The organism is Streptomyces sp. G-G2, assembly GCF_030063135.1.
Taxonomy (GTDB): Bacteria; Actinomycetota; Actinomycetes; order Streptomycetales; family Streptomycetaceae; genus Streptomyces.
Genome location: NZ_JASISO010000004.1, coordinates 126278 through 147180 on the forward strand (window position 1 = coordinate 126278; position 20903 = coordinate 147180).

The window sequence follows — 20903 nt, forward strand, 5'->3', positions numbered from 1 at the left end:
GCGGAACCGCGGGTTCCCGGCACGTCCGGCGCTCTGGCGACTGTCCGGTATGTCCGGGGTGCTCGGGCGCGGACTCGTGGGACATGGCGGCCTCCTCGGCCCTGGCCCCTCCGCGACGGAAGGGGGCGGTGCGCACGTCGGCGACGGCCGCCGACACGCGGGCCGGGCGGTCCGGCTCCGTCCGAGCAAACGATCCCCCTCCGCGCTGGTCACTGGCGGGGGCGGGGCGCGGGCGTCCGGTGGCGGCGGATTCACCCGGCCGGAGTGGGGAGGGCAGGATGGGAGGCATGGATCTCCGTATTTTCACCGAGCCGCAGCAGGGTGCGAACTACGACACCCTCCTGAAGGTCGCCAAGGCCACCGAGGAACTCCGGTTCAGCGCGTTCTTCCGCTCCGACCACTACCTGAGCATGGGATCGGGCGACGGGCTGCCCGGGCCCACCGACGCGTGGATCACCCTCGCCGGGCTCGCCCGGGAAACCAAGCGCATCCGGCTGGGCACCCTGATGACGGCGGGCACCTTCCGGTTCCCCGGCGTCCTCGCCATCCAGGTGGCGCAGGTGGACCAGATGTCCGGCGGCCGGGTCGAACTCGGCCTGGGCGCCGCCTGGTTCGAGGAGGAACACAAGGCGTACGGCATCCCGTTCCCGGCGGAGCGGGGAGCGCGCCTGGAGGAGCAGCTCGCGATCGTCACCGGCCTGTGGAACACGAAGCCGGGCCAGACCTTCGACCACCGGGGCGAGTACTACCAGCTGGAGAACTCGCCCGCGCTGCCGAAGCCGCTCCAGGACCGGGTGCCCGTCCTGATCGGCGGCCAGGGCGCCAAGCGGACCCCGCGGCTGGCGGCGACGTACGCGGACGAGTTCAACATGGCCTTCGCGTCGGTCGCCGACACCGAGGCGCAGTTCGGCCGGGTCCGGGCGGCGGCCGTGACGGCGGGACGCTCGCCCGACGACCTCGTCTACTCCAACGCCCTGGTCGCGTGCGTGGGCCGCGACGACGCCGAGGTGGCCCGCCGGGCCGCCGTCATCGGCCGCGACGTGGACGAGCTGAAGGCCAACGGCCTGGCGGGCACCCCCGCCGAGGTGGTGGAGCGGATCGCCGCCTTCGAGGCCGTCGGCAGCTCGCGGATCTACCTCCAGATGCTCGACCTCGACGACCTGGACCACCTGGAGCTGATCTCCTCCCAGGTGCTGCCCCAGCTCGGATGACGGCGACGCGATGACCCGCGCGACCGCCGCTCTGGCCGAGGTCCTGGCCCGGCGCACGGTGATCCTGGACGGCGGGCTGGGCGACCAGCTCGCCGCCCAGGGCTGCGACCTGTCCGGCGGACTGTGGTCGGGCCGCGTGCTGGCCGAGGATCCGGCGGGGATCGAGGCCGCCCACACGGCGTTCGCGCGGGCCGGGGCGCAGGTGCTGATCACCGCGAGCTACCAGGTGGGGTACGAGGCCTTCGCCCGCCACGGGTACGACCGGGCGCGGACCACCGCCCTGTTGCGCGATTGCGTCGCCCTCGCCGACCGGGCGGCGCGGGCGGTGGACCACGAGGTGTGGGTGGCCGCGTCCGTCGGGCCGTACGGCGCGACGCTGGCGGACCGCTCCGAGTACCGCGGCCGTTACGGACTCGGCGTGCGGGAGCTGGCCGCCTTCCACCGGCCCCGGATCGAGGCCCTGCTGGGCGCGGGGGCCGACGTACTGGCCCTGGAGACGATCCCGGACACGGACGAGGCGGAGGCACTGCTGTCGGTGCTGGCCGGTACGGGGGCCCGGGCCTGGCTCTCGTACACGGTGGCGGCGGGCCGCACCCGGGCCGGGCAGCCGCTCGCCGAGGCCTTCGCGCTGGCCGCCGCGGCGCCGGAGGTGATCGCCGTGGGCGTCAACTGCTGCGCGGCCAAGGACGTCCTGCCCGCCCTGGAGGCGGCGGCCGCGGCGACGGCGAAACCGCTGCTGGCCTACCCGAACGACAGCTCGGGCACCGCCGACTGGCCCCTCCCGGCCTGGCGCCGCGCGGGAGCCCGCCTGATCGGGGGCTGCTGCGGCGTGGGCCCGCCCCGGATCGCCGCCCTTCGGGCCGGGCTTCGGGGCCCCTAAAACGCGTTGTCCGGGGTCGGACCGTCTGCCCATACTCAAGCGCATGTTCATGACGATCTCGACCACCGGCACCGCCGAGAAACCAGCCACTGACCTGGGCTTCCTGCTGCACAAGCACCCTCAGAGGGCCCAGGCGTTCAGCACCTCCCACGGCACCGCGCACGTCCTCTACCCCGAGGCCACGCCCGAGCGCTGCACCGCGGCGCTGCTGCTGGAGGTGGACCCCGTCGCCCTGGTGCGCCGCGGTCAGGGCCGGGGTCGGGGCGGGGCGCCCGACGCCGCGCTCGCGCAGTACGTCAACGACCGTCCGTACGCCGCCTCCTCGCTCTTCGCCGTAGCCCTCGGCACCGTCTTCCGCAGCGCCCTCAACGCGCGCTGCGCCGCCCGCCCGGAACTGCCGGACCGGCCGCGACCGCTGCGGATCGAGGTTCCGGTGCTGCCCGCGCGCGGCGGACCGGAGCTCGTGCGCGGGCTGTTCGGCCCCCTCGGCTGGAGCGCGGTCGAGGTGACGCCCGTACCGCTCGACACCCGTTTCCCGGAGTGGGGCGACTCCCGGTACGTACGCCTCGTGCTCGAAGGGGAGCTGCGGCTCGCCGACGCCCTGCGCCACCTCTACGTCCTGCTGCCGGTCCTCGACGGCTCCAAGCACTACTGGGTGGCTCCGGACGAGGTCGACAAGCTGCTGCGGGCCGGGGACGGCTGGCTCGCCGCCCACCCCGAGCACGGCCTGATCACCAGCCGCTACCTCGCGCGCTCGAAGCGGCTCACCCAGGACGCGATGGAGCGTCTGGAGCTGGTCCGTCTCGCCGAGTCCGACGGCAGCGAGGTCGAGGAGATCGACAACGCGACCACGGACGACGCGGACACCACCGGCGCCGACGGGGCGGACGGAGCCGACGGGCGTCGCGTGCCCCTCGCCCGGCAGCGGCGCGAGGCGGTCCTCGGGGCCCTGCGTGCCGCGGGCGCCCACCGGGTCCTCGATCTGGGCTGCGGGCAGGGCCAGTTGCTCCACGACCTCCTCAAGGACGTGTCCTTCACCGAGATCGTCGGCGTGGACGTGTCCGTGCGGGCGCTGACCACCGCGTCCCGCAGGCTGCGGCTGGAGCAGCTGGGCGAGCGGCAGAGCGGGCGCGTCCGCCTGCTCCAGGGTTCCCTGGCCTACACCGACAAGCGCCTGGCCGGCTACGACGCGGCGGTGCTCAGCGAGGTCATCGAGCACCTGGACCTGCCGCGGCTGCCCGCGCTGGAGTACGCCGTCTTCGGCGCGGCCCGGCCCCGGACGGTCCTGGTCACCACCCCCAACGTCGAATACAACGTCCGCTGGGAGACGCTGCCCGCCGGAGAGGTCCGGCACAGCGACCACCGCTTCGAGTGGACTCGAGCGGAGTTCCGCGACTGGGCCCGCCGGACCGCCGAACGCCACGGGTACCGGGTCGAGTTCGCCCCGGTCGGTCCCCAGGATCCCGAGGTGGGCCCGCCCACCCAGATGGCCGTGTTCACCCTCGCCGACCCGAGCACCGGTCCCACCACCGGTCCCACCACCGGTTCCCACCTCGATTCCGTTCCGAAGGAGGACGCCGCCGCATGAGCGACACCGACACCGGCACCGCCACCAGTACCGACACCGCCACGCACGCCGACAGCCGCACCGCCCCGCGCGTCCTGCCCGTCACCGACCTCGCCCTCGTCGTCCTGATCGGCGCCACCGGATCGGGCAAGTCCACCTTCGCCCGACGGCACTTCAAGCCCACCGAGGTGCTCTCTTCCGACTACTGCCGGGGCCTGGTCGCCGACGACGAGAACGACCAGAGCGCCAGCAAGGAGGCCTTCGATGTCCTGCACTACATCGCGGGCAAGCGCCTCGCCGCCGGGCGGCTGACCGTGGTCGACGCGACCAGCGTCCAGCAGGAGGCCCGCAGCCAGCTGGTCCGGCTGGCCCGCGAGCACGACGTGCTGCCCATCGCCATCGTGCTCGACCTGCCCGAGGAGGTGTGCGCCGCGCGCAACGCCGAGCGCCCCGACCGGGCCGGACTGCCCCGCCAGGTCATCCAGCGCCACCGCCGCGACCTGCGGCGTTCGATGCGCGGGCTGGAACGCGAGGGCTTCCGCAAGGTGCACGTCCTGCGCTCCGTCGACGAGGTCGAGGCCGCCGAAGTCGTCCTGGAGAAGCGGTTCAACGACCTCACCCACCTCACCGGCCCCTTCGACATCATCGGTGACGTCCACGGCTGCGCCTCCGAGCTGGAGACCCTGCTCGCCGAGCTCGGTTACGACGACGGGATCCACCCCGACGGCCGCACCGCCGTCTTCGTCGGCGACCTCGTCGACCGCGGCCCGGACAGCCCGGGCGTGCTGCGCCGCGTCATGGGCATGGTCGCGGGCGGACACGCGCTCTGCGTGCCGGGGAACCACGAGAACAAGCTCGGCCGCTACCTCAAGGGGTCCGCGGTCCAGCTCACCCACGGGCTCGCCGAGACGGTCGAGCAGCTCGCCGGGGAGGACGAGGAGTTCGTCAAGGAGGTCCGGCAGTTCATCGCGGGCCTGGTCAGCCACTACGTCCTCGACGGCGGCAAGCTGGTGGTCTGCCACGCCGGGCTGCCCGAGAAATACCACGGCCGTACCTCCGGCCGGGTCCGTTCGCACGCCCTGTACGGCGAGACGACCGGCGAGACCGACGAGTTCGGGCTGCCCGTGCGCTACCCGTGGGCCGAGGACTACCGCGGCAAGGCCGCCGTGGTCTACGGCCACACCCCGGTCCCGGACACCACCTGGATCAACAACACCATCTGCCTCGACACCGGGGCGGTCTTCGGCGGCCGGATGACCGCGCTGCGCTGGCCCGAGCGCGAGCTGGTCGACGTACCGGCCGAGAAGGTCTGGTACGAGCCCACGCGTCCCCTCGCGGCCGAGGCGCCGGGCGGCCACGACGGCCGCCCGCTGGACCTGGCCGACGTACAGGGGCGCCGGGTGGTGGAGACCCGGCACCTGGGCCGGGTCACCGTGCGCGAGGAGAACGCGGCGGCCGCCCTGGAGGTGATGAGCCGGTTCGCGGTGGACCCGCGGCTGGTCCCGTACCTCCCGCCGACCATGGCGCCCACCGCGGCCGCCGCCGACGGGACCCACCTGGAGCACCCCGCCGAGGCCTTCGCCCAGTACCGCAAGGACGGCGTCGGCCGGGTCGTGTGCGAGGAGAAGCACATGGGCTCCCGGGCCACGGTGCTGCTCTGCCGGGACGGGGAGACGGCGCGGGCGCGCTTCGGGGCCGGCGACGGGGTCACCGGATCCGTGTACACGCGTACCGGACGGTCCTTCTTCACCGATCCCGCCGTCACCGAGGACGTGCTCGACCGGCTCCGCTCGGCGGTGACCGGCGCGGGCCTGTGGGAGGAGCTGGCCACCGACTGGCTGCTGCTCGACGGCGAACTGCTGCCCTGGTCGCTGAAGTCCGCCGGACTGCTGCGCCACCAGTACGCCGCCGTGGGCGCCGCGTCCGGGGCGGTCTTCCCGGACGCCCTGGCCGCCCTGGACGCGGCCGCGGCCCGGGGCGTGGACGTGGCCGAACTGGCGGACCGCCAGCGCCGCCGCGCCGCCGACGCCACCGCCTTCACCGAGGCGTACCGGCGCTACTGCTGGCCCACCGAGGGGCTGGACGGGGTGCGGCTCGCGCCCTTCCAGCTGCTCGCGGTGGCCGGGCGCTCCCTCGCGGCCGTACCCCACGACGAGCAGCTCGGCTGGCTGGACCGGTTCGTCGAGGCCGACGGGCGGCGGGCGCGGGAGAGCGGCGGCGGTCCGCTGCTGCGCCGTACCGAGCGGATCCTGGTGGACACCGGGGACGAGGAGTCCGTACGGGCGGGCACCGACTGGTGGCTGCGGCTGACCGGGGAGGGCGGCGAGGGCATGGTCGTCAAACCCCTCCAGGCGTACGTGCGAACCAGCCGCGAGCGGCTGGTCCAGCCGGGGCTGAAGGTGCGCGGGCGCGAGTACCTGCGGATCGTCTACGGTCCCGAGTACATGCGCCCGGAGAACCTGGAACGGCTGCGCTCCCGCTTCCTCGGGCACAAGCGCTCGCTGGCCCTGCGGGAGTACGCGCTCGGGCTGGAGGCGCTGGACCGGCTGGCGGACGGGGAGCCGCTGTGGCGGGTGCACGAGGCGGTCTTCGCGGTGCTCGCGCTGGAATCGGAACCGGTCGATCCACGCCTGTGACCGGTCGCGGCCGCGTGAACCTACGTGCTCCCGGTTAGGTCGTATGGGGGAACTTTGCCGTGGAACTCCCTGGAAACACCGGGCGGGATCGTTCTTCCAGGGCAGCGGAAATGTCCGCGACCCTGGAAGGACGGAACGTCAGATATGAAGATGACCGCGCGCGGAAGCATTGCGGCCCTCATGACCTGCATGGCCGTGGCGGGTGCGGCGACCCCGGCCATGGCGAGTTCGGTGCCGGTGGGAGTCCCCCTCGGCGCCGTCGAGACCTCGCTCGGGGTGCCCACCCCCGAGGTGGCCACCGGGGTCCCCGTGCCGGTCGTGGGTGCGCCGGACGTGCCCCGTCACCACACCGGGGACCTGCTCCCCACCCCGCTCGTCCCGGTCATCCCGATCGGTACCGAGCTGGGCCGCACCGGGGTCACCTCCCCGGTGCCGAACCTGCTCGGCAGGCCGGAGACGGACGGTGAGGGCTCGCTGGACTCGCCCGCCACCACCCTGCTCGCCCGCAGTGCCGGGGTCGTCGTCGGCGCCCCCATCGGGATGCCCGACGGCAGCAACTACGGGCTGCCGAACCTGGTGGCCCCCAAGCTGGGTGTGATCGCCCCGGAACTGACGGGTGCTCCTTCGGCGCTGCTCGGCCTGCGCTGAGCCAACGGCACGTCGAAACGCCGCTCGGTCTGCGAACGTGTACGCCATGGGATTCCATGTCGACTCCGAGACCGGGCGGCTTCGCCGCGTCATCCTCCACCGGCCCGATCTGGAACTGAAGAGGCTGACGCCCGGCAACAAGGACGCGTTGCTCTTCGACGACGTGCTGTGGGTGCGCCGGGCCCGCCAGGAGCACGACGGTTTCGCCGACGTGCTGCGCGACAGGGGGGTGGAGGTGCACCTGTTCGGTGATCTGCTGGGGGAGTCGATGGACATCCCGGAGGCGCGGCGGCTCGTACTGGACCGGGTCTTCGACGAGAAGGAGTACGGTCCCCTCGCCACCGACCACCTGCGGTCCGCCTTCGACGGGCTGCCCTCCGCCGAGCTGGTGGAGGCGCTGGTCGGCGGGATGACGAAGCGGGAGTTCCTGGAGCGGCACAGCGAGCCGGTCTCGGTGCCCTTCCACGCGATGGAGCTGGACGACTTCCTGCTCGGGCCGCTGCCGAACCACCTGTTCACCCGCGACACCTCGGCCTGGATCTATGACGGGGTGTCCATCAACGCGATGCGCTGGCCCGCCCGGCAGCGCGAGACGGTGCACTTCGAGGCGATCTACAAGCACCACCCCCTCTTCACCGGGTCGGGCGCCTTCCACTACTGGACCCAGGGCCAGGCCGACTACCCCTCGACCATCGAGGGCGGGGACGTCCTGGTCATCGGCAACGGCGCGGTGCTCATCGGAATAAGCGAACGGACCACCGGGCAAGCGGTGGAGATGCTGGCGCGCGGTCTGTTCGCCGCCGGTTCGGCCACGCGCATCGTGGCGCTCGACATGCCCAAGCGGCGGGCGTTCATGCACCTCGACACGGTGATGACGATGGTCGACGGGGACACCTTCACCCAGTACGCGGGTCTGGGCATGCTCCGCTCCTACACGATCGAACCGGGCAACGGGGAGCAGGAGCTGAAGGTCACCGACCATCCGCCGGAGCACATGCACCGGGCGATCGCGGCGGCGCTGGGGCTCGATTCGATCCGGGTGCTGACGGCGACGCAGGACGTGCACTCGGCGCAGCGGGAGCAGTGGGACGACGGCTGCAACGTCCTGGCGGTGGAGCCGGGGGTGGTGGTCGCCTACGAGCGGAACGTCACCACCAACACCCACCTGCGCAAGGAGGGCATCGAGGTGATCGAGATCCCGGGCAGCGAACTGGGCCGGGGCCGGGGCGGCCCGCGCTGCATGAGCTGCCCGGTCGAACGCGACGCCGTGTGACGGGGCCGGCGGGCGACGCGGTGTGACGACGGCGCGGTGTGACGGGAAGGCGGGTGAGGGAGGATCTGTGTGATCGAGCAGACTGTATATCAATGCAGAGGATCGTATAGACTTCCATTCCCCTGTCACCGTGACTCTGGAGTGTCCCCATGGCCACCGATCTCGTCGGCCGCAGTTTCCTCAAGGAGCTCGACTTCACCGCCGCCGAGTTCCGCGGCCTGGTCGAGCTGGCCGCGGAACTCAAGGCGGCCAAGCGGGCGGGCGTCGAAGTGCGCAGGCTCCAGGGCCGCAACATCGCGCTGATCTTCGAGAAGACCTCCACGCGGACCCGGTGCGCGTTCGAGGTGGCCGCCGCCGACCAGGGCGCCCACACGACGTACCTCGACCCCTCCGGCTCGCAGATGGGCCACAAGGAGTCGGTCAAGGACACCGCGCGGGTGCTGGGCCGGATGTTCGACGGCATCGAGTACCGGGGCGACAGCCAGGACGCGGTCGAGGAGCTGGCCGCCCATGCCGGGGTCCCCGTCTTCAACGGACTCACCGACGACTGGCACCCCACCCAGATGCTCGCCGACGTGCTCACGATGACCGAGCACTGCCCGGCCAAGCCCCTGGAGCAGCTCTCCTTCGCCTACCTCGGCGACGCCCGCTTCAACATGGGCAACTCCTACCTGATCACCGGCGCGCTGCTCGGCATGGACGTACGGATCGTCGCGCCGCGCGCGTACTGGCCCGCCGGGCCGGTGGTGGCCGCGGCCGAGGAGCTGGCGGCCGCGAGCGGGGCCCGGATCACCCTGACCGACCAGGTCGCCGAGGGCGTGGCCCAGGCGGACTTCGTCATCACCGACATCTGGGTGTCGATGGGGGAGCCCAAGGAGGTCTGGGACGAGCGGATCGCGGCGCTCTCCCCGTACGCCGTCACCATGGACGTCCTGCGCGCCACCGGCAACCCGGACGTCAAGTTCATGCACTGCCTGCCCGCCTTCCACGACCTGGGCACCAAGGTGGCCCGGGAGATCCACGAGCGGCACGGGCTGGAGTCGCTGGAGGTGACGGACGAGGTCTTCGAGTCCGCGCACTCCGTGGTCTTCGACGAGGCGGAGAACCGGCTGCACACCATCAAGGCGGTCCTCGTCGCGACGCTCGCGACGTAGCGGCGGCGGCCCGGCGCGGGGCGGGGCGCCGCGGGGACGCAGTCCTCATCCCGCGCCGGCGGACGGCCGCGCGGGCAGGGTGAACCACACCGCCTTGCCGTGCGGGGTCGGCCGGGCTCCGCAGGAGGAACTGAGGGCGCGGATCAGCAGCAGCCCGCGGCCGTGCTCCTGCCAGGGGTCCGGCATCCGCGGGCACAGCTCGGCCGGCGGCCGGGGATCCCGGTCGTGCACCTCGACCTGGCAGCCGTTCGCGAGCAGTTCCACGACCAGCTCGATGGGGGCGTCGCCGGGGGTGTGCTCGACGGCGTTGGCGACCAGCTCCGCCGTGAGCAGCTCGGCGGTGTCGCTGTCGGCCGGTGCCTCGATCTCGGCGAGGGCCGTCCGGATCAGGGCGCGCGCGATCGGCACGGCCGCGGCGGTGTGCGGGAGGGCGATCCGCCACGCGGAGGCGTCAGTCAAGGGGGGACCGTCCGTTCCGTCGGTGGACATCGGCTGGGACATGGGACGAGGCGTCGGCGGGGGCTTCCGCGAGGGCTTCGGCGGCGACTTCGGCCGGGACGTGCGAGGGGACGGGCGGGCGGATGCCCGAAGGGAGGCCGATGCGGAGGCCGGCCGCGAGATCCAGCCCGCGCGGGCCCGGCCGGGGGAGATCCCGCTGTCCACGATACGAAGCCGAACCGCGCTCGTGCAGGGCACCCCGACGCAACCGTCAGGGGCCACAGGTGGGCTACCGGCGGGACCTTCGGCGTGTGTGCGCGCCGCCCGCCTCGCCAGGACCGCCGTTCGTGTCATGTCGCGCTTCCCTGACGACAGTCACATTCCAGTGATACGTTCGTCACGTGAGCCCCTTCTCCGGTTCCGCAGCCCCCACCGAACGGTGGCGCCACTTCAGGCTGACCCGCCAGGACGGCGTGGCCACCGTCACCCTCGACCGTCCCGACAAGCTGAACGCGCTGACCTTCGGCGCCTACGCCGACCTGCGCGACCTGCTCGCCGAACTCTCCCGCGAACGGTCCGTGCGCGCCCTCGTCCTCGGCGGCGAGGGGCGCGGATTCTGCTCCGGTGGTGACGTCGACGAGATCATCGGCGCCACCCTCGCCATGGACACCGCGCAGCTCCTCGACTTCAACCGGATGACCGGACAGGTCGTCCGGGCCATCCGGGAGTGCCCCTTCCCCGTCATCGCCGCCGTACACGGCGTGGCCGCCGGGGCCGGGGCGGTCATCGCCCTCGCCGCGGACTTCCGGATCGCCGACCCCACCGCCCGCTTCGCCTTCCTCTTCACCCGGGTCGGCCTCTCCGGCGGGGACATGGGGGCGGCGTACCTGCTGCCCCGGGTCGTCGGCCTCGGCCACGCCACCCGGCTGCTGATGCTCGGCGAGCCCGTCCGGGCCGCCGAGGCCGAACGCATCGGTCTGCTCAGCGAACTCACCGACGAGGGCAAGGCCCACGAGCGCGCCGTCGAACTCGCCGAACGCCTCGCGGCCGGCCCCGCCCTGGCCCTCGCCCAGACCAAGGCACTGCTCACGGCCGAGTTGGACATGCCGCTCGCCGCCTCCGTGGAACTGGACGCGAACACGCAGGCCCTGCTGATGAACGGCGAGGACTACGCCGAATTCCATGCCGCCTTCACCGAGAAGCGGCCACCCCAGTGGAGGGGAAGGTAGCGCCATGAGGGCAGCCGTCGTCGGCGGGGGACCGGGGGGACTGTACGCCGCCGCCCTGCTGGCGCGGCAGGGCCACGAGGTCGAGGTGTGGGAGGCCAACGCCGCCGACGACACCTTCGGTTTCGGCGTGGTCCTCTCCGACGAGACCCTCGGCGGGATCGAACGCGCCGACACCGAGGTCTACGCCGCCCTGTCCGCCGAGTTCGTCCGCTGGGACGACATCGACATCGTCCATCGCGGCCGGGCGCTGACCTCCGGCGGACACGGGTTCGCCGCCCTCGGCCGCCGCAGGCTCCTGGAGATCCTGCACGCGCGCTGCGCCGAACTGGGCGTCCGGCTCCACTTCCGCACCCGGGCGCCCGCGGCCCGGGTGCTGGCCGCGACATACGACCTGGTGGTCGCGGCCGACGGGGTGCACAGCCCCACCCGGGAGGCCGGGGCCGAGGTCTTCCGCCCGCGCCTGGACACCGGCCGCAGCCGGTACATCTGGCTCGCCGCCGACTTCGCCTTCGAGGCCTTCCGCTTCGAGATCGCCGAAACCGAGCACGGGGTCGTGCAGCTGCACGGCTACCCCTACTCCGCCGACTCCTCCACGGTCATCGTCGAGATGCGCGAGGAAGTGTGGCGGGCCGCCGGGCTCGACCTGTGCGACGAGGCCGAATCGGCCTCCCGCTGCGCCAAGACCTTCAGCGAGGCGCTGCGCGGACGCTCCCTGCGCGGCAACCGCTCCCACTGGACCGCGTTCCGCACGGTCGTCAACGCGCGCTGGTCGGACGGCAACACCGCGCTCCTCGGGGACGCCGCCCACACCGCCCACTTCTCCATCGGCTCGGGCACCAAACTCGCCGTCGAGGACGCCCTCGCGCTCGCCGAGGCCTTCCGCGAGCACCCGGACCCGGCCGGGGTCCCCGCCGCCCTCGCCGCGTACGAGGCCGCGCGCCGCCCCGCCGTGGCCAGCACGCAGCGCGCGGCGGCGGCCAGCATGCGCTGGTTCGAGGAAATCGCGGGCCACGTCGACCAGCCGCCCCGGCAGTTCGCCTTCAACCTGCTCACCCGCAGCCGCCGGGTCACCCACGACAACCTGCGGTTGCGCGACGCGCGCTTCACCCGCGCCGTCGAGCGCGACTTCGGCTGCCCGGACGAGGCGACCCCGCCGATGTTCACCCCGTACCGGCTGCGCGGACTGACCCTGCGCAACCGCGTGGTCGTCTCCCCGATGGACATGTACTCCGCCGAGGACGGCGTCCCCGGCGACCTCCACCTCGTCCACCTCGGCGCGCGCGCCCTCGGCGGAGCGGGACTGGTCATGACCGAGATGGTGTGCGTCAGCCCCGAGGGGCGGATCACCCCCGGCTGCGCGGGCCTGTACACCGACGAACAGGCCGCCGCCTGGACCCGGATCGCGGACTTCGTGCACACCTCGGCGCCCGGCACCGCGCTCGGTGTCCAGCTCGGCCACTCGGGCCGCAAGGGATCCACCCGCCGCATGTGGGAGGGCATGGACGAGCCCCTCGGCAGCGGGAACTGGCCGCTCGTCGCCGCCTCCCCGCTCCCGTACCGCCCGGGGGTCTCGCAGATCCCGCACGCACTGGGCGCCGACGAATTCACCGGCATCCGGAGCCTGTTCACGGCCGCCGCGGTCCGCGCCGTCGCCTGCGGCTTCGACCTCCTCGAACTGCACTGCGCCCACGGCTACCTGCTGTCCGGGTTCCTCTCACCGCTGACCAACCACCGCACCGACGCCTACGGAGGATCGACCGCCGCCCGGCTGCGCTTCCCGCTGGAGGTCTTCGACGCGGTCCGCGAGGTCTGGCCCGCCGACCGGCCCATGACCGTCCGGATCTCCGCCACCGACTGGGCGCCCGGCGGCACTTCGGGCGAGGAGGCGGTGGAGATCGCCGCCGCCTTCGCCGCCCACGGCGCCGACGCCATCGACGTCTCCACGGGCCAGGTCGTCGCCGACGAGGAACCCGAGTACGGCCGCTCCTACCAGACCCCCTACGCCGACCGGATCCGCGGCGCCCTGGGCGTCCCGGTCATCGCGGTCGGGGCCATCTCCTCCTGGGACGACGTCAACTCCCTGCTGCTCGCGGGCCGCGCCGACCTGTGCGCCGTGGGCCGCCCGCACCTCTACGACCCCCACTGGACCCTGCACGCGGCGGCCGACCAGGGCTACGCGGGACCGGCCGCGCCCTGGCCCGCCCCCTACCGCGCGGGCAGCCGCACACCGCCGACCGGGCGCGGCTGAGCCGTACGCTTCGCCGCATGGATGAGCTGGACGGAGTGGAGATCGTCGCCCGGCGCCCCCGCAGCCTGTGGTCGCAGGTCAATGTCGACAAGGTCGCGGCGCTGACCGCGGCGGGCCGGATGCGGGCGGCGGCCCTCGCGGAGGTGCGCAAGGCCCGGAGGACGGCCGCTGGGCCGCCGCCTACGCCTCGCGGAGCACGGCGACCGTCCCGCCCGCCCTCGCGGCGGCCCTGTCGGAGCGCCCCACGGCCGCGGCGGCCTTCGAGTCCCTGGCCAGGTCGGAGCGCTACCAGCTGATCCTCCCCCTGCTCCAGGCCCTCACACCCCGCGCCCGCCACACCCGCCTCGAAGCGATCCTCACCCGCCTCGCACCGGAAGCGGACCGGCCGTAGGCCGTCTCTTTGGGAACCCGCCGGTCGAGCCCGCGCCGCCAGATCCGACAGATCCGACAGATCCGACAGGTCCGCCAGGTCCGCCAGGGACGGCCTACGCCCCGGCGCGGGCGGTGATCACCGAGCGGTCCCAGAGGGGGGCGTAGCCGAGCCTGGGGTAGAGGCGGTTGCTGGTGGGATTCGCGAGGTCGGTGAAGAGCAGCACCTCCGCCGCGCCCGCCGCGCGGGCGGCCAGGGTGGCGGCGTGGGTCGCGCCCGCCGCGTAGCCGTGGCCGCGCTCCCCGGGCGGGGTGTACACGGGGCCGACGCGGGCGGTGGACGCCTGGGGGCGGGAGAAGCTCGCCAGCGAGACGGGCGTCCCGGCCGCGTCCCGCCACAGGAGGATCCCGCCGTACGAGATCCGGTCGCGCGCCCAGGCTTCGGCGGCGGCGGGGGTGCCCGCCTCCGCGGCGAAGGCGGCGAGCCACTCCAGCAACAGCGGAACGTCCTCCTCCGCGGCGGGCCGGGAGGAACCTGCGGGGGCGGGCGCGGGGGCGACGGGCGCGTCCAGCCGGAACAGCCGCTCCTGATGGGCCTCCACCGGGCGGCCCCAGGCCGCCGCCAGCACCTCGGCGTCCTCGCTGCGCGCGTTGAACCCGCTCACCTCGGCGAGCAGCGGCTCGGTGTGCAGTACGGCCGCCAGCGCGTCCAGTGCCTCGGCGGGCAGCGCCCCGACCAGGAGGGGGTTCGGCGGGGTGCACACCAGGACCGCCGAGACCGCGCCGTCCGCGCCCGCCCATCCGGCGAAGTACGGGGGGCACGGGCCGAAGGCGTTCGGGCCGCGCCTGCGCAGGCTGTCGACGGTGGTCAGCAGCAGGGTGTTGGCCAGCGGGTCGGCGGTCAGCGCGGGGCCCGCCGCGTCCAGGAACGCCGCCAGGTCTTCAGTGAAAGTCCAGGTCATGGGCCATTGTGTCCGTCCGGGCCGGGCCCGGGCACCTCAATTTCCGGGCGCGGCGGGGGAAGCGGCCGGGCGAAGGCCGCGCCCCGCTCCCACAGCAGGGTGTGCAGCGCGCCGAACACCGCCGCCGCTCGCTCGCCCGGCCAGTCGGCGGGCAGCAGTCCGGGGGGCAGCCCCGGGTCGGCGTACGGCAGCCGCCGCCAGGAGTCCAGCGCGAGGAGGTAGTCGCGGTAGGCCTGCTCCGGGGTCGGGTCGGGGCCCGACTGCCAGCCGCGGAGCACCGGTTCGTGCTGGTCGAGGAACTCCTCGTGCTGCTTGGCCAGGGCCGCCAGGTCCCACCAGCGCGCCATCGTCTCCGCCGTGGCGGCGAAGCCGAGGTGCGCGCCGCGGAAGAGGTCGACGTACGGGGTGAGCTGGAGCCGTTCCAGGGTGTGCCGGGTCTCGTCGTACAGATGGGCCGGGGCGATCCAGACCCCCGGCGCGGCGGTGCCGAAGCCGAGGCGGGCGAGCCGGGAGCGCAGCAGGTGGCGCTTGTGGCGTTCCTCCTCGGGCACGGAGAAGACGGCGAGCAGCCACTCCCCGGCCGTCGGGGCGGGCGGCACGGCGGAAGGGGACGCGGGCGCGGCGTAGATCCGGTGGTCGCCGTCCGCCAGCAGCTGCCGGGCCTCCTCCGAGAGGCCGTACGCCGCCGCGCCGTCCGCTCCCCGCGCCGGGAGGAGGAACCCGCGCCGCTTGAGCCGGGACACCGAGGAGCGGACCGCCGGGGCGTCCACCCCGGCCGCGCCCAGGAGGCGGACCAGGGCGGACACCGGGACGGGTCCGTCGAAGGAGCGCCCGTAGGCGCCGTAGAACGTGACGATCAAGGATCGTGGGGTGTGCTGCTCGGCCACGGGGTCACTCTAGATCGCGCAGCCGGTAGCGCTGGAGTTTCCCGGTCGCGGTCCGGGGGAGCGCGGGCAGGAAGACGAAGGAGCGCGGGCACTTGTGCGGGGCCAGCTCCGCCCGCAGGAAGGCCCGCAGGTCCTCCTCGGTGGGCGCGGCGCCCTCCCGGGCCACGGTGTAGGCGACCACGATCTGCCCGCGTCGCTCGTCCGGGCGGCCGATCACCGCGGCCTCCACCACGTCCGGGTGGCGCAGGAGCGCGTCCTCGACCTCGGGGCCCGCGATGTTGTAACCCGCCGAGATGATCATGTCATCGGCGCGGGCCACGTAACGGAAGTAGCCGTCCCGGTCCCGGACGTAGGTGTCACCGGTGACGTTCCAGCCGTCCCGTACATACTCCGCCTGACGCGGATCGGCCAGGTAACGGCAGCCCACCGGACCGCGCACCGCCAGCAGCCCCGGTTCCTCGTCGGCCACCTCGCGGCCCTCGTGGTCGACCACCCGGGCCTGCCAGCCCGGGACCACCCGGCCGGTCGTACCGGGGCGGATGTCCGCGTCGGCCGCCGAGATGAAGATGTGCAGCAGTTCGGTGGCGCCGATGCCGTTGATGATGCGCAGGCCCGTGCGCTCGTACCAGTCCTGCCAGGTGGCGGCGGGCAGGTTCTCGCCCGCCGAGACGCAGCGCCGCAGCGCCGAGAGGTCGTGGCCCGCCGCCTCGTCCAGCATCGAGCGGTAGGCGGTGGGCGCGGTGAACAGCACCGTGACCCGGTGCTCGGCCAGGGCGGGCAGCAGTACGCGCGGCCCCGCCTGTTCGAGCAGCAGCGCCGAGGCCCCGGCCCGCAGCGGGAACACCACCAGGCCGCCCAGGCCGAAGGTGAAGCCGAGCGGCGGACTGCCCGCGAACACGTCGTCGGGGCGCGGGCGCAGGATCTGCCGGGAGAAGGTGTCGGCGACGGCCAGCAGGTCCCGGTGGAAGTGCATGCAGCCTTTGGGGCGCCCGGTGGTGCCCGAGGTGAAGGCGATCAGCGCCACGTCGTCGGCGGAGGTGTCGACGGCGCGGTAGGGGGCGGCGGGGCCGCGCTCCGCCAGCCGCAGCAGGTCCCCCGGGTCCTCGCCGCCGTACGGGGTGATGCGCAGGCCGGGGACCTCGGCGGCGGCCAGGTCGGCCACCACGCTCGTGTGGCACAGGGCGTGCCCGACCCGGGCCATCTCGCACACCGTGGCGAGTTCCCGGCTCCGCTGCTGGGCCAGCACGGTGACGGCCACCCCGCCCGCCTTCATGACCGCCAGCCAGCAGGCCGCGAGCCAGGGACCGGTGGGCCCGCGCAGCAGCACCCGGTTGCCCGGGACCACGCCGAGGTCGGCGGTGAGCACATGGGCGAGGCGGTCCACGCGCTCCAGCAGGTCGCCGTACGACCAGACCTCACCGGAGCCGGTACGGAAGGCGGGGCGGTCCGCGCCGAACCGGGCGACGGTGGTGTCCAGCAGCTCCGCCCCGCAGTTGAGCCGGTCCGGGTAGGCCAGCTCCGGCAGCTGGAACAGGAGCTCCGGCCACTCGTGGGCGGGCGGCAGATGATCGCGGGCGAAGGTGTCGGCGTGGGCGGAAGGCATGAGCTTCAAGGCGGGTGCGCCCCCTCGCGACGGGCCGGGATGGTGGTGGTGCCTGCCGTGCGGTCGCGTGACGAGCGTATCGTGATGGTGACGACAGTCAACCTCGCGCGATAAGACTGGTACGCGACACGACGGGTACGTAGGGCAGGACTCACTTGGCTCCCGCGGAGAACTGAGGCATTCGGATGGCCGGATTCGCGCTCGACCCCGAACAAGAGCAATGGTGCGAGCAACTGCGCGCGCTGGCCGCGGAGCGGCTGCGGCCACTCGCCGAAAAGGGTGAACCGGGGTGCGTCAACCGGCCGCTGCTGGCCGCCCTCGGCGAACAGGGGCTGCTGGAGCGGGTTTTCGGCGCGGGCGCGCTGGAGCTGTGCCTGCTGCGGGAATCCCTCGCCTACGGCTGCACCGAGGCCGAGACCGCGCTCGCCCTCCAGGGGCTCGGGGCGCACCCCGTCCTGAGCGCCGGGAGCGCGGCGCAGCGCGAGCGCTGGCTGCCCGGCGTACGCGAGGGGCGCACGGTCGCCGCCTTCGCGCTCAGCGAGCCGGGCGCGGGCTCGGACGCGGCTGCGCTGGCCCTGGCGGCGGACCGGGACGGCCGGGGGGGCGGCGGGGCCGGCTGGCGGCTCACGGGGGAGAAACGCTGGATCTCCAACGCCCCCGAAGCCGACTTCTACACCGTCTTCGCCCGGACGGGCGAGGGGCCGGGGGCCAAGGGTGTGAGCGCCTTCCTGGTCCCGGCGGACCGGCCCGGGCTCACCGGAGAGGCCCTCGACATGCTCTCCCCGCACCCCATCGGGTCCCTCGCCTTCGACGGGGTGCCGGTCGGCCCCGCGGACCTGCTGGGCGAGCCGGGCCGGGGCTTTCGCGTCGCCATGGACACCCTGAACCGCTTCCGGCCCAGCGTCGGCGCCTTCGCCGTCGGCATGGCCCGGGCGGCTCTGGACGCGACCCTCGCGCACACCGCGCGGCGGCAGGCCTTCGGCGGGGTGCTCGGCGACCTCCAGGCGGTGGCCCACCGGGTCGCCGAGATGGCCACCCGCACGGAGGCCGCCCGGCTGCTGGTCTACGCGGCGGCCGGGGCGTACGACCGGGACAGCGGCGCGCCCGAGGTGCCCCGGCGCGCGGCGATGGCGAAACTGCTGGCCACGGAGACGGCGCAGTACGTCGTCGACCACGCGGTCCAGCTGCACGGCGCGGTGGCCCTCCAGCGTGGCCACCTGCTGGAGCACCTGTACCGGGAGGTACGGGCACCGAGGATCTACGAGGGAGCGAGCGAGGTGCAGCGCACGATCATCGCGAAGTCGTTGTACGGGCAGACGGGGGCGGGGGCGGCCGGACGATGAGCATCGAGCGGATCAACCCGGCCGGGCTCTCACCGGCCACGGGATTCTCCCACGCGGTGGTCGCCACCGGGTCCCGCCTGGTCCTGCTGGCGGGCCAGACCGCCCTCGACCCGACGGGCACGGTGGTGGGGGAGACCCTGCCGGAACAGTTCGAGCGGGCGCTCGCCAACCTCCTCTCCGCCCTGGCGGCGGCGGGCGGCAACCCGGCGGAGCTGGCCCGGGTGACGGTGTACGCCGTGGACGTGGCGGCGTACCGCGCCTGCGCCCCGGAACTGGGCCGGATCTGGCACCGCCTGGCGGGCCGCGACTACCCCGCGATGGCGGTCATCGGCACGACCCGGCTGTGGGACGAACAGGCGCTGGTCGAACTGGACGGCATCGCGGTGCTCGGATCCGCTGACCAGGGCTGATGGGCAGAGGATGAGGGGCCGCCGGTCCGCGATCTTTTGACGGCGGGCCGGGAGGGGAGGAGGGTGGATATCGGGCCGTGTGCACCTTTTTGCGGCACTTGGCCCACTTGCTCCGCTCGCTCCATCGTCGAACTTCGGAGGTGCATGGACATGCGCCGTGCGATCGCTACGGCCGTAGTCGCCGGGGCCGCCGGAATCATGCTGGGCCTGGCGCCCATGGGCAGCGCCGTGGCCGCGGGCCTCCCCGCGACCCTCCCGCAGACGGGCTGGTGTGCCGGTGACTGGCACGGCCAGGACTGGTACACCTGCTGCGACCCCTCGCGCGGGGACGCCCGGCCCTCCTGGTGCTGGGACAGCAGCAACTGGAACCACGATTCCAACTGGGACCACAACTGGAACCACGGTTCCAGCTGGGACGACAACAGCTGGAACCACGACAACAACAGCTGGAACCACGACGACAGCTGGAACCACGACAGCAACTGGAACGACGGCAACTGGAACAGCAGCCACGACAGCAGCTGGAGCAGCAGCCACGACAGCAGTTGGAACAGCGACCACCACTGGCGCTGACCGGCGCGAGGCCCGACCGGCACTCCGGCAACGCCGCGGTCACCCGCCCAGCAGGGTGCCCATCCACTCCTCGATGCCCGCCACCGTGCGCGGCAGGGCGCCCGACATCAGGCGTGCCCCCTGGGCCGTGATCACCAGATCGTCCTCGATCCGGACCCCGATCCCCCGCAGCTCCGCGGGGAGGGTCTCGTCGTCCGGCTGGAGGTAGAGACCCGGCTCCACCGTCAGGACCTGGCCTTCCTCGAGCACGCCGTCCAAGTAGGTCTCGGCCCGCGCCTTCGCGCAGTCGTGGACGTCCAGGCCCAGCATGTGGCCGCTGCTGCACAGGGTGTAGCGCCGGTGCAGGTCCCCCTCCGCGTTCTTCAGGACGCCCCAGTCCGCCAGGCCCTCGGCGATCACCCGCATCCCGGCCCGGTGGAAGTCGCGGAAGCTCGCCCCGGGGCGCAGCGCGGCGATGCCCGCCTCCTGGGCGGCCAGTACCAGTTCGTACACCTGCCGCTGGACCGGTGAGAAGCGCCCGGACAGCGGCAGCGTGCGGGTGATGTCGGCGGTGTAGAGGGTGTCGGTCTCCACCCCCGCGTCCAGGAGCAGGAGTTCGTCCCGGCGCAGCTGCCCGTCGTTGCGGATCCAGTGCAGGACGCAGGCGTGCGCGCCGGAGGCCGCGATGGTCTCGTACCCGGTGCCGTTGCCCTCGGCGCGGGCGCGCAGGCCGAAGACCCCCTCGATCCAGCGTTCGCCGCGCGGGTGGGCGAGGGCGCGCGGCAACGCCCGTACGACGTCCTCGAATCCGGCGGTCGTGTGGTCGACGGCGAGCTGGAGCTGGGCGACCTCCCACGCGTCCTTGACCAGGCGCAGCTCGGAGAGCGCGGTGGCGAGCGCCTGGTCGTGCGCGGCGTCGCGGCCCTCGGGCGCCCCCAGGTCCGCCAGGTGCGCGCAGCGGAGGCCGGTGAGCCGCTCGGCCTCGGTCAGGTCGGGGCGGCGCCCGACCCAGAACTCGCCGTAGCGGCGGTCCCGGTAGAACTCCTCGCTGCCGTCTGCGCGCGCGGAGCGCGGCCGCAGGTACAGGACGGCCTCGTGCCCGTGCGGCCCGGCCGGTTCCATCACCAGGACGTGCCCCGCCTGGTCCTCGCCGGCGAGCCCGGTCAGCCAGGCGTACGCGCTGTGCGGGCGGAAGCGGTGGTCGCAGTCGTTGGTGCGGACCGTCAGTTCGCCCGCCGCGATGATCAGCCGCTCGCCCGGGAACCGGGCCGAGAGCCGTGCGCGGCGGGCCGGGGTGACGGCGTGGGCGGCGACGCGGGAGTCGGCCGGCAGGGGCGAGGCGGACCAGTCTCCGGACATGAAGGCGGACAACTCGACCGATACGGGCAGATCATGGCTGCCCGTATTGAGCGGGTAGGGGCGAATGGTCACGAAGACTCCCTGAGGTGACGTGAACTGATGGGCGCACAGGGCTTGTCAGTGCAATTTCACAT

General features: G+C 73.6%; 19 protein-coding genes. 14 read left to right on the forward strand and 5 right to left on the reverse strand.

Annotated features, from left to right (window positions below):
- The first annotated feature begins 287 nt into the window (after positions 1-287).
- The 7 genes from QMF80_RS04960 (at position 288) to argF (ending at position 9369) form a co-directional block, all read left to right on the forward strand.
- Complete coding sequence (locus QMF80_RS04960; RefSeq protein WP_283449806.1) at positions 288-1211, forward strand: LLM class F420-dependent oxidoreductase; 924 nt, start codon at positions 288-290, stop codon at positions 1209-1211.
- A gap of 10 nt (positions 1212-1221) precedes the next feature.
- Positions 1222-2091 (forward strand): homocysteine S-methyltransferase, encoded by an 870-nt coding sequence (gene mmuM, locus QMF80_RS04965; protein ID WP_283449808.1) that lies wholly within the window; start codon positions 1222-1224, stop codon positions 2089-2091.
- 43 nt (positions 2092-2134) lie between these two features.
- Positions 2135-3679, forward strand: a complete 1545-nt coding sequence (locus QMF80_RS04970; protein ID WP_283449810.1) for a 3' terminal RNA ribose 2'-O-methyltransferase Hen1 — start codon at positions 2135-2137, stop codon at positions 3677-3679.
- On the forward strand, positions 3676-6294 hold the full coding sequence (locus QMF80_RS04975; RefSeq protein ID WP_283449812.1) for a polynucleotide kinase-phosphatase: 2619 nt from the start codon (positions 3676-3678) through the stop codon (positions 6292-6294). Before QMF80_RS04970 ends, QMF80_RS04975 begins: the two co-directional genes overlap by 4 nt.
- A gap of 150 nt (positions 6295-6444) precedes the next feature.
- A complete protein-coding gene (locus QMF80_RS04980) occupies positions 6445-6942 on the forward strand; it encodes a hypothetical protein (RefSeq protein WP_283449813.1) in 498 nt (165 codons plus the stop codon).
- A gap of 46 nt (positions 6943-6988) precedes the next feature.
- The gene (locus tag QMF80_RS04985; protein WP_283449814.1) at positions 6989-8215 is read left to right on the forward strand and encodes an arginine deiminase; all 1227 of its coding nucleotides are present in this window, start codon (positions 6989-6991) and stop codon (positions 8213-8215) included.
- A 149-nt stretch (positions 8216-8364) separates the two neighbouring features.
- Positions 8365-9369: an ornithine carbamoyltransferase gene (argF, locus tag QMF80_RS04990; protein ID WP_283449816.1), complete on the forward strand. Its 1005-nt coding sequence runs from the start codon at positions 8365-8367 to the stop codon at positions 9367-9369.
- 45 nt (positions 9370-9414) lie between these two features.
- Here argF and QMF80_RS04995 read toward each other — a convergent pair whose 3' ends face one another.
- The gene (locus QMF80_RS04995; protein ID WP_283450034.1) at positions 9415-9858 is read right to left on the reverse strand and encodes an ATP-binding protein; all 444 of its coding nucleotides are present in this window, start codon (positions 9856-9858) and stop codon (positions 9415-9417) included.
- 350 nt (positions 9859-10208) lie between these two features.
- Here QMF80_RS04995 and QMF80_RS05000 point away from each other — a divergent pair, with 350 nt between their 5' ends.
- From QMF80_RS05000 to QMF80_RS38240, 4 genes are read left to right on the forward strand one after another with little or no spacing between them, the layout of a single operon-like run.
- The gene (locus QMF80_RS05000) at positions 10209-11036 is read left to right on the forward strand and encodes an enoyl-CoA hydratase family protein (protein ID WP_283449817.1); all 828 of its coding nucleotides are present in this window, start codon (positions 10209-10211) and stop codon (positions 11034-11036) included.
- Positions 11037-11040: 4 nt separating this feature from the next.
- Entirely contained in the window at positions 11041-13284 is a 2244-nt protein-coding gene (locus QMF80_RS05005; RefSeq protein ID WP_349372178.1) for a bifunctional salicylyl-CoA 5-hydroxylase/oxidoreductase, read from the forward strand.
- 17 nt (positions 13285-13301) lie between these two features.
- On the forward strand, positions 13302-13580 hold the full coding sequence (locus QMF80_RS38235; protein WP_502962770.1) for a hypothetical protein: 279 nt from the start codon (positions 13302-13304) through the stop codon (positions 13578-13580).
- Positions 13514-13675 carry a YdeI/OmpD-associated family protein gene (locus QMF80_RS38240; RefSeq protein WP_502962776.1) on the forward strand — a complete coding sequence of 54 codons (162 nt, stop codon included), beginning with the start codon at positions 13514-13516 and terminating at the stop codon, positions 13673-13675. Before QMF80_RS38235 ends, QMF80_RS38240 begins: the two co-directional genes overlap by 67 nt.
- 94 nt (positions 13676-13769) lie before the next feature.
- Here the strand turns inward: QMF80_RS38240 and QMF80_RS05015 are convergent, their stop codons facing one another.
- The 3 genes from QMF80_RS05015 to QMF80_RS05025 are packed head-to-tail and all read right to left on the reverse strand — an operon-like array spanning position 13770 to position 17105.
- Positions 13770-14615 (reverse strand): GNAT family N-acetyltransferase, encoded by an 846-nt coding sequence (locus tag QMF80_RS05015; protein WP_283449823.1) that lies wholly within the window; start codon positions 14613-14615, stop codon positions 13770-13772.
- The gene (locus QMF80_RS05020; protein WP_283449825.1) at positions 14612-15502 is read right to left on the reverse strand and encodes a PaaX family transcriptional regulator; all 891 of its coding nucleotides are present in this window, start codon (positions 15500-15502) and stop codon (positions 14612-14614) included. The genes QMF80_RS05015 and QMF80_RS05020 overlap by 4 nt, the downstream gene beginning before the upstream one ends.
- A 4-nt stretch (positions 15503-15506) precedes the next feature.
- On the reverse strand, positions 15507-17105 hold the full coding sequence (locus QMF80_RS05025; protein ID WP_283450036.1) for an AMP-binding protein: 1599 nt from the start codon (positions 17103-17105) through the stop codon (positions 15507-15509).
- Between the two features lie 185 nt (positions 17106-17290).
- Between QMF80_RS05025 and QMF80_RS05030 the strand changes: the two genes are divergently transcribed.
- The 3 genes from QMF80_RS05030 (at position 17291) to QMF80_RS05040 (ending at position 19431) form a co-directional block, all read left to right on the forward strand.
- Positions 17291-18448 carry an acyl-CoA dehydrogenase family protein gene (locus QMF80_RS05030; RefSeq protein WP_283449827.1) on the forward strand — a complete coding sequence of 386 codons (1158 nt, stop codon included), beginning with the start codon at positions 17291-17293 and terminating at the stop codon, positions 18446-18448.
- A complete protein-coding gene (locus QMF80_RS05035) occupies positions 18445-18858 on the forward strand; it encodes a RidA family protein (protein ID WP_283449828.1) in 414 nt (137 codons plus the stop codon). The genes QMF80_RS05030 and QMF80_RS05035 overlap by 4 nt, the downstream gene beginning before the upstream one ends.
- A gap of 150 nt (positions 18859-19008) precedes the next feature.
- Complete coding sequence (locus QMF80_RS05040; RefSeq protein ID WP_283449830.1) at positions 19009-19431, forward strand: hypothetical protein; 423 nt, start codon at positions 19009-19011, stop codon at positions 19429-19431.
- 39 nt (positions 19432-19470) lie between these two features.
- On the opposite strand, the gene QMF80_RS05045 is transcribed toward QMF80_RS05040, so the two are convergent.
- On the reverse strand, positions 19471-20841 hold the full coding sequence (locus QMF80_RS05045; RefSeq protein ID WP_283449832.1) for an aminopeptidase P family protein: 1371 nt from the start codon (positions 20839-20841) through the stop codon (positions 19471-19473).
- Between the last annotated feature and the right edge of the window lie 62 nt (positions 20842-20903).